The organism is Pseudomonas sp. BGA-UO-ETr-WB11, assembly GCF_059567785.1.
The window spans coordinates 172,377-186,977 of sequence record NZ_JCAQOS010000005.1; the positions used below are offsets into that span (position 1 = coordinate 172,377).

Annotated in this window: 12 protein-coding genes and 1 riboswitch; of the genes, 8 read left to right on the top strand and 4 right to left on the bottom strand. The window is 63.8% G+C overall.

All coding sequences use genetic code 11. The features are described from left to right. The first annotated feature begins 89 nt into the window (after window positions 1–89). The 7 genes from AC56DI_RS06210 to amn all read left to right on the top strand — a co-directional run bounded on the left by AC56DI_RS06210 (window position 90) and on the right by amn (window position 10,484). Window positions 90–2,474 carry a hybrid sensor histidine kinase/response regulator gene (locus tag AC56DI_RS06210; RefSeq protein WP_496345373.1) on the top strand — a complete coding sequence of 795 codons (2,385 nt, stop codon included), beginning with the start codon at window positions 90–92 and terminating at the stop codon, window positions 2,472–2,474. Beyond that, a complete protein-coding gene (locus AC56DI_RS06215) occupies window positions 2,471–4,894 on the top strand; it encodes a hybrid sensor histidine kinase/response regulator (RefSeq protein WP_496345374.1) in 2,424 nt (807 codons plus the stop codon). The genes AC56DI_RS06210 and AC56DI_RS06215 overlap by 4 nt, the downstream gene beginning before the upstream one ends. 235 nt (window positions 4,895–5,129) lie before the next feature. Beyond that, a complete protein-coding gene (locus AC56DI_RS06220) occupies window positions 5,130–5,792 on the top strand; it encodes a TetR/AcrR family transcriptional regulator (RefSeq protein ID WP_496345375.1) in 663 nt (220 codons plus the stop codon). Further along, window positions 5,789–7,438: an acyl-CoA dehydrogenase family protein gene (locus AC56DI_RS06225; RefSeq protein WP_496345376.1), complete on the top strand. Its 1,650-nt coding sequence runs from the start codon at window positions 5,789–5,791 to the stop codon at window positions 7,436–7,438. Before AC56DI_RS06220 ends, AC56DI_RS06225 begins: the two co-directional genes overlap by 4 nt. A gap of 12 nt (window positions 7,439–7,450) precedes the next feature. Then, window positions 7,451–7,906, top strand: coding sequence for a PaaI family thioesterase (locus AC56DI_RS06230; protein WP_496345377.1), 456 nt, complete (start codon window positions 7,451–7,453; stop codon window positions 7,904–7,906). 32 nt (window positions 7,907–7,938) lie between these two features. Next, window positions 7,939–8,146, top strand: a riboswitch (cobalamin riboswitch). 55 nt (window positions 8,147–8,201) lie between these two features. Next, window positions 8,202–8,882, top strand: coding sequence for an energy-coupling factor ABC transporter permease (locus tag AC56DI_RS06235; RefSeq protein WP_496345378.1), 681 nt, complete (start codon window positions 8,202–8,204; stop codon window positions 8,880–8,882). 129 nt (window positions 8,883–9,011) lie between these two features. Further along, complete coding sequence (gene amn, locus AC56DI_RS06240) at window positions 9,012–10,484, top strand: AMP nucleosidase (protein WP_496345379.1); 1,473 nt, start codon at window positions 9,012–9,014, stop codon at window positions 10,482–10,484. A 296-nt stretch (window positions 10,485–10,780) separates the two neighbouring features. Here amn and AC56DI_RS06245 read toward each other — a convergent pair whose 3' ends face one another. The 4 genes from AC56DI_RS06245 to AC56DI_RS06260 are packed head-to-tail and all read right to left on the bottom strand — an operon-like array spanning window position 10,781 to window position 13,375. Next, a complete protein-coding gene (locus AC56DI_RS06245; protein WP_496345380.1) occupies window positions 10,781–11,389 on the bottom strand; it encodes a DUF4136 domain-containing protein in 609 nt (202 codons plus the stop codon). A gap of 2 nt (window positions 11,390–11,391) precedes the next feature. After that, a complete protein-coding gene (locus AC56DI_RS06250; protein WP_496345381.1) occupies window positions 11,392–12,168 on the bottom strand; it encodes a methyltransferase in 777 nt (258 codons plus the stop codon). Then, complete coding sequence (locus AC56DI_RS06255; RefSeq protein ID WP_496345382.1) at window positions 12,165–12,470, bottom strand: nucleotide pyrophosphohydrolase; 306 nt, start codon at window positions 12,468–12,470, stop codon at window positions 12,165–12,167. The genes AC56DI_RS06250 and AC56DI_RS06255 overlap by 4 nt, the downstream gene beginning before the upstream one ends. 26 nt (window positions 12,471–12,496) lie before the next feature. Further along, window positions 12,497–13,375, bottom strand: coding sequence for a MaoC family dehydratase (locus AC56DI_RS06260; RefSeq protein ID WP_496345383.1), 879 nt, complete (start codon window positions 13,373–13,375; stop codon window positions 12,497–12,499). Window positions 13,376–13,556: 181 nt separating this feature from the next. Here AC56DI_RS06260 and AC56DI_RS06265 point away from each other — a divergent pair, with 181 nt between their 5' ends. After that, a complete protein-coding gene (locus AC56DI_RS06265) occupies window positions 13,557–14,579 on the top strand; it encodes an AraC family transcriptional regulator (protein ID WP_496345384.1) in 1,023 nt (340 codons plus the stop codon). The last annotated feature ends 22 nt before the right edge of the window (window positions 14,580–14,601 follow it).

Sequence of the window (14,601 nt, forward strand, 5' to 3'; positions counted from 1 at the left end):
TTGTGCTAAAGTGCAGGCTTTTGGCCATCTATGGTTCGTGGCGTGATCCTGCTGCGACGGATGTTGTTGCCATTTGTGCGTGGGGCTTTATGCGTTCTGTTCTGTTCTGGCTCCTCTGTCTCGCGCCCGCGTTGGCGGCTGCAGTCGATTTCGATGAGTTCACCCGTCAGTTGCCCCTGGGTGCTGAGTTGGAGGTGTTCGAGGATGTGCGTGGCGACGCCAACATCGCCGAGATCACCTCGCCGGTCCTGGCGGACAGCTTCCGTCTGCATGACCGTGCGGTGCTCAATGCCGGCTACTCGCGTTCGGTGTTCTGGTTGCGTCTGGACCTTAACTATCGCCCGCAGGCCTTGAAAGGTCAGCAGCCATGGTTGCTGGAGGTAGCCTACCCGCCACTGGATCACCTCGATCTGTACCTGCCGGATAGTCAGGGCCGCTTCCAGTTGGCGCAGCGCACCGGCGACCTGTTGCCGTTCGCCAGTCGTCCTGTGGCGCAGAACAATTACCTGTTCGAACTGAACCTGCAGCCCAACCAGCCGCAGCGCCTGTACCTGCGGGTGCAAAGCCAGGGGTCTGTGCAGGTGCCGGTGTCGCTGTGGTCGCCGGTGGCCTACCTAGAAGAGCAGCCCGCGCGCATCTACGTGTTGGGCATCATCTATGGCGTGCTGCTGGTGATGCTGGTGTACAACCTGTTCATCTACCTGAGCGTGCGCGACCCCAGCTACCTGTATTACATCCTCTATATCGCCTCGTTCGGTTTTTATCAGGTGTCGGTCAACGGTGCTGGTATCGAGTATTTCTGGCCCGACAACCCCTGGTGGGCCAATGCGGCAACGCCGTTCCTGATCGGCGCTTCTGGGCTGTTTGGTTGTCAGTTTGCCCGCAGCTTTTTGCACACCCGCGAACACAGCCCTTGGGCCGATCGGCTGTTGCTGCTGCTGATGGGCGCCGGCCTGCTGGTGATGCTACTGGCGCTGGTGGCCAGCTATGGTCTGGCCTTGCGGCTGGCCACGGTGTTGGCGCTGCTGTTCACCGTGCTGATTTTTTGCGTCGGTATTCTTGCCTGGCGCCGCGGCTTGCGGGTGGCGCGCTACTTTATCTTTGCCTGGAGTGCGTTCCTGCTCGGCGGCATCATCAACACCCTGATGGTGCTGGGTTACCTGCCCAACATGTTCCTCACCATGTACGCCAGTCAGATCGGCTCGGCCCTGGAGGTCGGCTTGTTGTCGCTGGCCCTGGCGGACCGCATCAATGCGATGAAGGCGGAGCGTGAGCGCATCCTTGAGCGCGCCGGGCAGGATCTGGAAGTCTTGAACCGCGAGCTGGCCAACAGCAACCGTTTGAAGGATGAGTTCCTCGCCACCGTTACCCATGAATTGCGCACGCCCATGAATGGGGTGATTGGCTCGCTGGAGTTGATGCAGACCTTGCCGATGGAGGTCGAGCTGGCCCAGTACCAGAAGACCGCCAGCAGCTCAGCCCGCGACATGATGCGCATGGTCAACGATATTCTCGCCCTTACCGAGTTGCAGGCCGGCAAGCTCTATCCGCGTTGCGCGGCGTTCAGCTTGCGCGGGTTGCTCGACAGCTTGCGCGTGCAGCACGGGCCACGGGCTGCGGACAAAGGCCTGCGTTTTAATCTGGAGCTGGATGAAAACCTGCCAGATACCCTCGAAGGCGACGCCGGCAAACTCGGCCAGTGCCTGGGCTATTTGCTCGATAACGCCATCAAGTTCACTCAGCAGGGCAGCGTCACCTTACGGGTGGTGCGCAGCGGTGTGCAGGGCAGTGGCCTGCCATTGCATTTCGCCGTGCTCGACAGCGGTGTTGGTTTTAGCGCCAGTGCCGCACAGCCGATGTTTCAACATTTCCAGCAACTGGATAGCTCGCTGACCCGTGAGTACGGTGGTCTTGGCGTCGGGCTGGCGATCTGTCGGCAGTTGGTGGCGTTGCTCGGCGGCCAGCTCAGTCAGCAGTCACAACCGGGTCAGGGCAGTTGCTTTCAGTTGACCATCGAGTTGGGTTTGCCTGAGCAGGGAGCGCAACAGTCCCAGGCGTTGCCGCGCCCCAGTGGCCCGCTGCAGCGTCAGCCTGAGCAGTGCACGGTGCTGGTGGTGGAAGACAACGCCATCAACCAACTGGTGCTGCGCGGCATGTTGCTCAAGCTCGGTTATCGGGTACGCACCGCCGATAACGGTGCTCAGGCCCTCGACCTGCTGCGCACGGAGCACGTCGATGCCGTGCTGCTGGACTGCCAGATGCCGGTGATGGATGGCTTTGCCACGTGCCGTGCTCTGCGCCAGTTACCCGGCTGCAGCGAACTGCCGGTGCTGGCCGTTACGGCCCACAGCCACAGTGGTGACCGTGAGCGTTGCCTGGCCGCGGGCATGAGTGATTACCTGGCCAAACCTGTGAAGTTCGAGTCCCTGCAGGTGTTGCTGCACGACTGGCTGCTGTGCCGGGCCAAGCCATGAACAGATCGGGCAGCGGTGGGCGCCGGCCACTGACGCTCAGGCATTGGTTGCTGGCCGTGCTGCTGGCCTGGATGCCGCTCAGTGCCATGGCGCTGAGTTTTGATGAGCACGCTCGAAAGTTGTCCCTGGGGCCGTCGTTGGCGGTGTTCGAAGACCTGCGCGGCACGGCCAGCATTGCCGATGTCAGCTCGCCGGTGCTGGCCGCCAGCTTCCATGCTCATCACAAATCCGTGCTCAACGTCGGCTACACCGACTCGGCCTACTGGCTGCGCCTGGACCTCGACTATCAGCCTCAAAGCGCACGTGGCCAGCAGACCTGGCTGCTGGAGTTGGCCTATCCACCGCTGGATCATGTCGATCTCTATCGGGAGGACGGCCGCGGTGGCTTTACCCTGGTCAGCCGCAGTGGCGATGCTTGGCCCTTCAGTCAGCGGCAGATCAAACAGAGCACCTACCTGTTTGAATTGCAGCTGCAGCCCGGCCAGCCGCAGCGCTTGTACCTGCGTCTGCAAACGGAAGGTTCACTGCAGGCGCCGCTGACCCTCTGGGCACCCACGGCCTACCTGGAAGAGATGCCGCGGCACACCTACCTGCTGGGCATCATCTACGGCGTGATGCTGGTGATGCTGCTGTACAACCTGTTTATCTACCTCAGCGTGCGCGACGCCAGTTACTTCTATTACATCTTCTATATCGCCGCGATCGGCCTCTATCAGGCCTCGGCCAATGGCGTAGGCACCCAGTTCCTGTGGCCTAACAGTCCGGAGTGGGGCAATGCGGCGCCGCCGTTTCTGCTTGGTGCCACGGCCGCCTTTGGTGCGCAGTTCGTGCGCACCTTTTTGCACACCGCTGATTTCAGCCGCTGGATGGACCGTGCGCTGAAACTGCTAATGGCTTTCGGGCTGCTCATGATCGGCCTGACGCTGACCATCGGTTATGCCTTGCCCTTGCATCTGGCCCCCTACCTGGCGCTGATGTTCACCGTGCTGTGCTTCTCCGCTGGGGTCATGGCCTGGTGGCGTGGCTTGCGTCAGGCGCGGTATTTCCTTCTGGCCTGGAGTGCCTTTCTGCTCGGCGCTCTGGTGTATACCCTGATGTCCATGGGCGTTTTGCCGAGCATGTTTATCACTCTGCATGCCAGTCAGATCGGCGCGGCCATGGAGGTGGCGCTGCTGTCCCTGGCCCTGGCGGATCGCATCAACGTGATGAAGGAGGAGCGCGAGCAGATTCTTCAGGACGCCAGCGCCAAACTCAGCGCCTTGAATGACCAACTGGCCACCAGTAACCGCCTCAAGGACGAATTTCTCGCCACCATCACCCATGAGCTGCGCACCCCGATGAATGGGGTGATCGGTGCGCTGGAGTTGATGAATACCGTGCCGCTGGAGTCCGAACAGGCCCAGTACCAGAACATTGCAGAGGTCTCGGCGCGGGACATGCTGCAGATGGTCAATGACATCCTCATGCTCACCGAGCTACAGGCCGGCAAGCTGCAGGCCGAGTGCGCGCCGTTCAGCCTGCAGGGATTGTTGGCGAGCCTGCGTCAGCGCTTCGCCGAACGGGCCGCGGAGAAGGGCCTAGATTTTGTCCTGGCACTGGACCCGCGCCTGCCCGACAGCGTGCAAGGTGACGCCGGCAAGCTGGGGCAATGCCTCAGCTACCTGCTGGACAACGCCATCAAGTTCACCGCCAGCGGGCACGTCAGCCTGCATGTGGATGGAGGCGTCAGCGGCGCGCAGCAGGTGCAGCTGCAGATCCGCGTGAGTGACAGCGGGGTGGGCTTCCAGGCGGCTGGCGATGACCAGCTGTATCAGCACTTTCAGCAATTGGACGGCTCCCTGACCCGCGAATACGGTGGCCTGGGCATCGGCCTGGCGATCTGCCGGCAGCTGTTGGCCTTGCTGGGCGGGCGCCTCAGTCACACCTCGGTCCTGGGCCGCGGCAGTGAATTTCAGCTCGACCTGAGCCTCGGCCTGCCTGGGCATCGCGCACCACTCCCGCCAGCTCCGGTGCGGCCGCGCGGCGAGCCCTATCGGCAGCCGGGCGAGTGCAGTCTGTTGCTGGTGGAAGATAGCGGCAGTAACACGCTGGTGCTGCGCGGTATGTTGCTCAAGCTCGGCTATCAGGTGCGTTGCGTCGACAGTGGCGTGGCGGCGCTGGAGGCGGTGCGCCAGGCGCCGGTGGACGCCGTGCTGATGGATTGCCAGATGCCGCAAGTGGATGGCTTCGCCGTCTGCCGGGCACTGCGCCAACTGCCTGGCCTGGCGACACTGCCGATTCTGGCGATTACCGCCAATAACCCCGGCGGCGAGCGTGAGCGCTGCCTGGCGGCCGGCATGAGCGACTGCCTGAGCAAGCCCGTGAAGCTCGACAGCCTGCAAACCATGCTGCACGACTGGCTGCTGTGTCGGCACCTCTAAGCACCACGCGCCACGCACTATTCGCCATTCGCGGTCGAGGCCGCTCCCACAACAGCAGGTCTGCCGCAAACCCTGTGGGAGCGGCCTTGGCCGCGAATTCAGGCGACCTGGTAAAGGATGGGGCGAGCGCCTGCAGTGGCATGTGGCATTTCAGCGGCGTGATTGGCCGGAATGACACTTTAAGCAAAGTCTGAATCCTGATTCACTGTAGCTATTGTGAATCAGGATTCAGACCATGGCTTACCGCGCCACCGCCACCCGTATCGACCGTGACCAGGCCCTGCGTGAACGCATCCTCGACCAGGCCCTGGCGCGGGTGATTGCCGGCGGTTTTGCTGCCCTGACCATGCAGGCCCTGGCTGATGCTGTGGGCATTGCCACCGGCAGCCTGTACCGCCACTTCAGCAACAAGGGAGAACTGGCCGCCGAGGTGTTTGCCCGCGCCAGCCAGCGTGAAGTCGACGCCCTGGCCGCCACCCTGAGTGCCCCCGGTAGCGCGCCGCAGCGCCTGGCCGCTGGCGTGCAGCAGTTCGCCGCCCGCGCCTGGTACAGCCGCCGGCTGGCCTATGCCTTGATCGCCGAGCCGGTGGAGCCGCAGGTTGACGAGCAGCGCCTGATCTACCGCCAGGCCTATGCCGAACTGTTTGGCGATCTGTTGCTGGAAGGCATGAGCGCCGGCCAGTTTGCCCTGCAACCGCCGGCCCTGACCGCCGCCTGCCTGGTCGGTGCGATTGCCGAAGCCCTGGTCGGGCCGCTGGCCCCGGCCGCGCAAAGCCCGCAGCCCGATCCGCAGCAACTGGCGGCGGTCAGCCTGGGCCTGAGTCATTTCTGTCTGCGCGCGGTTGGCGCCGACCTGTCGACCCTCGATCCTGAACCTCGCCTGGAGACTGTCCCATGAGCCTGCATCAGTACGCCGAAACCCACGACGTGTTCAATCAGGTGCCGTCCCTCGATGGCGCCAACCTGTACCGCCTCGACCGGCCATTGCAAGAGTGGGTGCAGCGCTTCGGCGCTGGCTGGGCGGCCGACAAACTGGATGCCTATGGTGCGCTGGCCGGCGGGCCGCTGATGGCGGCGGGCTTTCTCGCCAATGAAAACAAACCGGTGTTCAAGAGCCATGATCGCTACGGCAATCGCGCCGATCTGGTGGAGTTTCACCCGGCCTATCACCAGCTGATGGCCACAGCCATCGAGCATGGCCTGCACTCGCTGCCCTGGACCGATCCGCGTGCCGGTGCCCATGTTGCCCGCGCCGGCCTGACCTATCTGCACAGTCAGGCCGAAGCCGCCAGTGGCTGTCCGCTGACCATGACCTTCGCCTCGGTGCCGGCCCTCAAGCTGCAGCCTGAGGTGGCCGAGATCTGGCTGCCGAAGATCCTCGCCAGCGAGTACGACCCACGCAACGTGCCAATGGAGCACAAGGCCGGTGTCACCATTGGCATGGCCATGACCGAGAAGCAGGGCGGCACCGATGTGCGCGCCAACACCACCCGCGCCCATGCCGTGAGTGCTGGCGGGCCGGGTCAGGCCTATGAGTTGGTAGGGCACAAGTGGTTCTGTTCGGCGCCGATGTGCGATGCCTTCCTCACCCTGGCTTACACCGACAAGGGCTTGACCTGCTTTCTGCTGCCGCGCCATCGCCCGGACGGCTCGCGTAACCAGTTCTATGTGCAGCGCCTGAAAAACAAACTGGGCAACTGGGCCAACGCCTCCAGCGAAGTGGAGTTCCGCGGTGCCCTGGCCTGGATGGTCGGTGAAGAGGGGCGCGGCGTGCCGACCATCATCGAGATGGTGGCGCTGACCCGCTTTGACTGCATGGTCGGCTCCAGCAGCCTGATGCGTCAGGCCCTGACCCAGGCCGCGCACCACTGCGCGCACCGCCAGGTCAGTGGCAAGTTGTTGGCCGAGCAACCGCTGATGCAAAACGTGCTGGCCGACCTGGCCCTGGAAAGCGAAGCGGCCCTGGCCCTGACCCTGCGCATGGGCCACGCCCTGGACCGTGGGGATGACGAGCAGGAACAGAAGTTCGCTCGCCTGGTCACGGCAATTGGCAAGTATTGGATCTGCAAGCGCGCGCCAGCGATGATCAATGAAGCCGCCGAGTGCATGGGCGGCGCCGGCTATGTCGAAGAGACCATCCTGCCGCGGCTGTACCGCGAAGCGCCGGTCAACTCCACCTGGGAAGGCTCCGGCAACGTGCAATGCCTGGACGTGCTGCGCGCCTTGTCCAAGGAGCCGGGTGTGCTCGATGCGCTGTTTGCCGAGCTCGGCGACGGCCATGGCGATGCGCGCCTGCACGCCCATATCGGCCAGTTGAAAAACGCCTTCGCCGACAAAGACGACATCCAATACCGCGCCCGCCAACTGACCGAGGACGTGGCCATCGCCCTGCAGGCCAAGCTACTGCTGGAGGCCGGCAATGCCGCGGTGAGCGACGCCTTTATCGCCAGCCGCCTGGGTCACTGCGGGCGCGTCTACGGCACCCTGCCGCGTGGGGTGAATGTCGAGGCGCTGCTGGCGCGCAGTACGCCGCACCTGAGCTGAGGACTGAGCATTATGCACACCAGTCTTTTTGAGCGGTTAAAGGCCTGGCTGGCCGGTGATATTGGTGCGGACTACGGGATCTCTCAGTTGCAGGCCGCAGCCGGGGTGGCGGGTTTCAGCAGTCAGCCGCCGGCCGTGCACTTCAATCCGCTCGGCGGTGTGCATGGCGGCTACACCGCCACGCTGTTCGATGCGGCGCTGGGATTGGCGGTGTACTCGCAGGCCAGTGCCGAGGAGGTCTACGTGACCGCTAGCCTGCAAGTGAATTACCTGCGCCCGATTGGTCTTACGGCCTTGCCGCTACGTACGGAGGCCCGCGTGCTGCAGCGTAACGGGCGACAGATCGCGGTGCAGGCCACGCTGCACGATGCCCAGGGGCAGCTGTGCGCCAATGCCAGTGGCGTCTTCACTTGCTTGCGTCATGCGGCGTCAGGCGCTACTCAGTCCGTTGGTTTACCTGCGCGGTAAACGCCGGGCTCTGTCATTTCTAACGGCCGCCGGGTAAGGTGGCCGCCGATGGTTCCAGCTCGTGTCACGCGACTGGATGAAAAGGGAACATGGTGGCACCCCAACAGGTGCCGAAGCCATGGCTGCCCCCGCAACTGTAAACGGTAGATGACGCCCATACGCCACTGGCCAGTAAGGCTGGGAAGGCGGGCGAAGTGTTAAACCGTGAGCCAGGAGACCTGCCATCGAAGTCGGGCGCTTATGCCCATTCCCTCAATCCGGATCATCGCGCGGTGGGCGCGGTACAGGAATCTCTATGCACATCGAACCCGGCGTCGTTGAAGGCGCCAAACTTATGCTCAGCTACGCAACCGCAGTCACGGCCCTTGGGCTGACGAGCAAACTTGCACTCGACAGCGTGCGCAGCAATGGCGGCCTTGCTGCTCTGGCGTTGCGCAGTCTGCTGACCACAGCGCTGGTTTTCTGCTTCTTCGAGGTCTTCCCGCATCAGGCGGTCGGGGTCTCCGAGGTACACCTGATCCTCGGCTCGACCTTGCTGCTGCTGTTTGGTGCCGGTGCGGCCGCCATCGGTCTAGCCGCCGGCCTGCTCTTGCAGGGGCTGTTGTTCGCCCAGTTCGACTTGCCTCAGTACGGCATGAACGTCACCACCTTGCTGGTGCCCTTGTGGGCGATCAGCGTGCTGGCCAAACGCATCATTGCCCCAGGCACCGCGTATGTGGACCTCTCCTACAAACAGGCGCTGACACTGTCGACGGCCTATCAGGGCGGCATCGTGGCCTGGGTTGGTTTCTGGGCGTTGTATGGCAACGGCTTTGCCAGTGACAACCTCATGGCCGTGGGTAGCTTTGGCCTGGCGTATATGAGCGTGATCCTGATCGAACCGCTGGTCGATCTGGGAGTGCTGGCCGCCGCCAAGGCGCTGTCTGTATATAGCCGCGGGCCACTGTTTAACGCCCGACTGCATCAGGCGGCCTGAGTCGAGCAGCGCTGACGCGGCGGCTTGGCTAGCGCCGCGTGGCATGTTCCGACGGGTCACGTCGCGCTATCACAGGCGCGGCGGATCAGGGCAAGATAGAGCCTGTCCGATCAGCCAGGAAGATGCTCTGTGAACCTTTGTACCGATGACTTTGTTGTCGCCGCTACTGCCGAAGAGGCGGTTGATCGCCTGGCCGCTCTGCATGCCCGCTCCTGTTCAGCCCTCGGCCAGGCTATCAGGCACTACCTGAAAACCCGCGAGCGGCCGACTGAGGCCCAGCGCAGCGAGTTTCGTTACCCCTTGCTGCGCCTGATCTACGCCTGCCAGGGCGAGGTGCCGAGCAGCACGCGCGCCTATGCCAAGATGGAAAGCCCGGGGACCTACAGCGTCACCGTCACCCATCCAGACGCCTTTCGCGGCTACCTGCTCGACCAGCTTGGGCCGCTGATGAGTGACTTCACCGTGACTGTTGAAGTCGGCCTCAGCGAGCAGAACATTCCCTATCCCTACGTCGTCGAGCATGGCGAAGAACTGGCTGCCGCCGGGGTAACCGCTGCTGAACTGGCGCGGGTGTTTCCCAGTACCGACCTGTCGGCTGCCACCGATGGCGTGGCCGACGGTCTCTATGACTGGCAGGACGCCGACCCGATGCCGCTGGCGCTGTTCGATGCGGCGCGGGTGGATTTCTCCCTCAAGCGCCTGCAGCACTACAGCGGCAGCGACTGGCGGCATGTACAGCCATGGATTCTGCTGACCAACTACCACCGCTATGTTGATCAGTTCATCCGCCACGGCGTCGAGCAACTGCGCAGCAATCCGCGTTACGTGCGCATGGTCTTGCCTGGCAACGTGATGGTCGAGTGCGACATGGATGAAGAGGTGATGCAGGCGGTGATCGACAGCGTGGTCTGGCACCGCTACCAGATGCCGGCCTACCACCTGGTTGCCAGCGATGGTCACGGCGTGACCTTGGTGAATATCGGCGTCGGCCCCTCCAACGCGAAGAACATCACCGACCACCTTGCTGTGCTGCGTCCTCATTGCTGGCTGATGATTGGCCACTGCGGCGGCTTGCGCCAATCGCAGACCATCGGCGACTACGTGCTGGCCCACGCCTATATGCGTCGCGACGGCATCCTCGATCGGGTGCTGCCGACCAATATTCCCATCCCGGCCCTGGCCGAGGTGCAGCAGGCCTTGCAGGAAGCGGCGGCGAACGTCACCGGTGAACGTGGCGAGGCGCTGAAAAAGCGCCTGCGTACCGGCACCGTGCTGACCTACGATGACCGTAACTGGGAGTTGCGCTGGGCCCAGGAGCGACCGCAGATCAACCTCGCCCGCGCGGTGGCGGTGGACATGGAAAGCGGCACCATCGCCGCCCAAGGTTATCGCCTGCGGGTGCCTTACGGCACGCTGCTGTGCGTGTCGGACAAACCGCTGCACAGCGAGATCAAGCTGCCGGGCTCGGCCGGGGCGTTCTACGAGCGCGCGGTTAGCCAGCATCTGACCATCGGCCTGGCCGCCCTCGACCTGCTGCGCAGCCAACTCAACACCCTGCATTCACGCAAGCTGCGCAGCTTCGATGAACCGCCGTTCCGTTGATCATTGGCGTGAACTATTGATGGGTATCGCTTGCCGGGCGCCGGCGAATTGTTGGGGCGGGCTACGCGATATTGGCAGGTAGTCTGGGTGGGAGCGGTCTTGACCGCGAAGCTCTGGCTTGCCGGCTTCGCGGTCAAGACCGCTCCCACAAAAAACGCCGCTCCGTAGCCCGGATGTAATCCGGGATCATGGAATCAGCATGCTGAATTTCCCGGATTTGCATCCGGGCTACGCTGCCTGCAATCGTAGGATGGGTTAGCCGCGAAGCGGCGTAACCCATCACGCAGTTAACAGACTTAAGGCGCGGGCGGGTAGTTGCTGAGGGCGTCCTGAATCGTTTGGCGTAGCACCTTGTTGCGTGCGGCCTGGCCGTCATCGGTGGTGCGGTTCTCGGCGCTGTTGCTCCACACTTCTACGCCACTGGCGGCCTCGAGCAGGCGGACCTGCACAATCAGGTAGTGCTCCTCGTAGGTGCGCCGCAGCGGCACGCTGCCGGCCACTCCGTAGGTGTTGCCGTACGGGCTGTGGCCGTAGTAGGCGCCGCGGTCATCGTAGGTTTCCACCTGACGGCGCTCGGTACGAACCTGGCTGCTGACCAACAGATCGGCCTTGGCGCCGCCCTGGGCCGGGCGCAGGCCGTGCTGGTCGAGGCTGTTGGCGAGCAGTTCGGCGATCTGTGCCGGGTCCGCCCAACCGGCACCGGCCGGCAGTTGGCCATTTTGCCAGGCCCAGCTGCGGTAACGGCCGTAGTCGCGGGGCGCGGCCGGGTAGGCGCTGCGGTCGAAGGTCTGTGCGGCAGCCGCCGGTGCGGGTGGCAGCGGCGTGGATTGCGGGCTGTAGGGGTTGGGGCTGGAGCAGGCGGTCAGCGTCAGGCTGGTGCTGATCAACAAAATGCGCAGGCTCATGGTTACTCCGTCAGATTCGGGCGGCAGATCCAGTGCAGGTAACGACCCAAACCGGCAAAGCTCGGATGGCGGCGGTAGGCCAGCTCCATCTCGATCAGCTCGGCCAGATTATGAGTGGCGGTTTTCTCCTGGAATTCACGCGGCATGTAGTCGTGGAACACCCGCACGCCGCTCTGGCTTTCGACCGTCCAGTGCACGGCAAGTTGCGTCGCCAGCTCGCGCGGATCGAGGGGCTGCTGCGGGGTCAGGCTCTGCTTTTCGCCGGCAAAGCTGTGCTCGCGCAATTTGCGGAAATGGCCCTTGAGCAGGTTGCGGTAGATCAGCGCGTCCTTGTTGTAGAAGGCCAGCGACAGCCAGCCCTCGGCAGTGGTGAGCTGACGCAATACCGGGAAGATGCTGTAGGGCTCGGCCAGCCATTCCAGCACGGCGTGGCAGAGCACCAGGTCGAAGGGGCCCTGAAATTGCCCCGGTAATTCCTGCCATGGCGCCTGGATAAACGTGGCGCTCTGGCCGGCGGCGGCAAAGCGCTCGCGGGCGCCTTCAAGCATCGGTGCGGCAGGCTCGGTGAAGGTCACCTGATGACCTTGCTCGGCCAGCCACAGGGCCATATGGCCGAGACCGCCACCGATATCCAGCACGCGCAACGGTCGCTGTGGCAGCGCCTCGCGCAAGTCAGCCTGGAGCACGGCGAGGCGGATAGCGCCCTTGGCGCCACCGTAGATTTTTTCGGCAAAACGGGTGGCCAGTTGGTCGAAGTGGCGGTCGTCAGGCGCGCTCATACCGCGAACCTGCGTTCGTTGTCGGCCAGCTTGGCTTCCAGGGCCTGGTCCATGTCGATGCCCAACTCGCTGCACAGCAGGGTCAGGTACATGAGGATGTCGGCCACTTCCTGACCCGCGTGTTCGCGCTGGGCGGGTGTCAGGGCGCGGGCTTCGGCGGGTTCCAGCCACTGGAAGATTTCCACCAGCTCGGCCATTTCCACGCTGGCGGCCATGGCCAGGTTTTTCGGGTTGTGAAAACGCTGCCAGTCGTTCTGGTCGCGGATCGCGTGCAGGCGTTGAGTCAGTTCGCTGAGGTTCATGCGGTACTCCTAAGTACCGCATAGCTTCAAGCCTTGTGTGCCGTATCGCAAGGGTCGCAGGGCTGCCAGCGGCCGCTCATATGCACGGCGCCATCCTTGCCTTGCAGGCTGAGTTGGCCGCTGGGGCCAGGGGCGCTGGCCTGCAAGGTTACGGAGCCGGGCAGCAGCAACGGTTGCTGGAAGCGCACGCTTAGTTCGTAGCCCGCGTCGGGCAGGTGCTGTTGCAGTTCGGCCAAGGTGCGCGCCTTGTTCCAGAAGCCATGGGCAATGGCGCGGGGGAAACCAAACAGTCGGGCGCTGATGGCGCTCAGGTGGATTGGATTGAAGTCACCCGAGGCACGGGCATAACGGCGGCCGATATCCGCCGGTGCGCTCCACTGCGCCACCTCGCGCAGGGGAAGTGGCGTTTGCGCCGCAGGGTTGACCGCTACGCCGGGCACCGGCAGGCCGCGGCAGAGCATGCGGCTTTCGCCTTCCCAGAGCAGGCCCAGCTGGTCTTCCAGGCGAGTGATCAGGCTGAACACGCCGCCCTTACTGTGGGGCTGCAGTGGCCCAAGCTCGACGCTGACAGTAAAGGGCCCAAGGCCGCCGAGGGGGCGCAGCACGCGTACACGGTTTTCCACGTGTACCAGGCCCAGTAGCGGCAGCGGAAAGCGCGCATCGGTGAGCAATTGCATTTGCAGTGGGAAGGCCAAAATGTGCGGATACGCCGCTGGCAGGTAGGCGCTGTTGGCGATCTCACACACCTGGCGATACTGCGTCAAGTGCTTGGGATCGACGCTCAGTTCGGCACGCAAGCCCAGGTTCGGCAATTGCTGGCCGCGAATGCCGCGGCGCAAGGCCGCACGCACAAACAGGCCAGGCAGGGCTGGGGGCGTGGCGAGGTGCTGCCAGACGGTGGGCATAGGCGGATTCCTTGGGCGAAGTGGCCCGCAGCTTAGCGACTTGGTCAGCGCGGGCATTGGCCGTGGGGCCGAGCGTAACGGCGCGCCAGTCAATCGACTGGCCGGCCACATCCGACCTTGAAGCCTTAGGCTAGAGCCGCCTAAGATGGCTGCGCCTCATTCATAACAAGAATTCTTATCTATGCGTGATCTCACCGACGATGTGGCGCTGATGCGTCTGGCGTTCGACGCGCTGCGGGCCAGTGGTGCCGATCCTGATCGGGTATTGGCGCGGCTGGGCATGCCGGCCGGCGTATTGCCCAGCGGCCGCTACCCGCACATGGCGCAAGTGCTGTTCTGGAAGGCCGCCAGCGAAGAGTGCGGCGAAGAACATGTAGGCTTGCACCTGGCTCAGCACCTGCCGGCATTTCACGGCCTGCTGCTGGAGTACATGTTTCTGTCCAGCGAAACCTTCGGTGATGGCTTGCGCCATGCCCTGCGCTATGTACGCCTGCTCTCTGACAGCTTGAGCGCCAAGCTGGAGGTCGAGGGCGAGATGGCCACGTTAACCACCTGCATGAGCGCTGATGTGCCCCGGCACTTCCCGGAGATGCTCTCCGGGGCGGTGATTCGTATGTTCAGCGCCCTCACTGAGGGCGACTTCAAACCCCGCGAAGTGCACTTTATGCATGCCGAGGGGGCGCCGCTGGCGCGCTATGAACAGGTGTATGGTTGCCCGGCACACTTCGCTCAGCCCCACTATGCGCTGGTTTTTGATGCTGCCGTGCTGGCCAAAGCCTCGCGCCACGCGGCTCCGGAACTGTTGCAGATGCACGAGTCCCTAGCCCGCCGGCAACTGGCCGAAGTCGAACGTCTGGACCTGGTGCGTCAGGTGCGCGAGCTGATCGCCGAGTTGCTGGTGGATAACGGCGCCACCCTGGAGCAGGTGGCGGCGCGCCTGAACATGCCGGCCCGGCGCCTGCGCGAACGCCTGGCCGTGGCCGGCGTGCGCTTCAATGACCTGATTACCGACTACCGCTGCCGCCTGGCCAAAGACCTGTTGCTCAACAGCGACGAGCGCATTGATGTGATCGTCGAACGCACCGGCTTCTCCGAGCCGAGCACCTTCTACCGCGCCTTCAAGCGCTGGGTCGGCGAAACCCCGGTGGAGTTCCGCCGCCGTGGTCGTGACGACGCCGAACGGCAGGGCGGCAACCGACCGTAGGATGGTGTGGAGCGTAGCGATA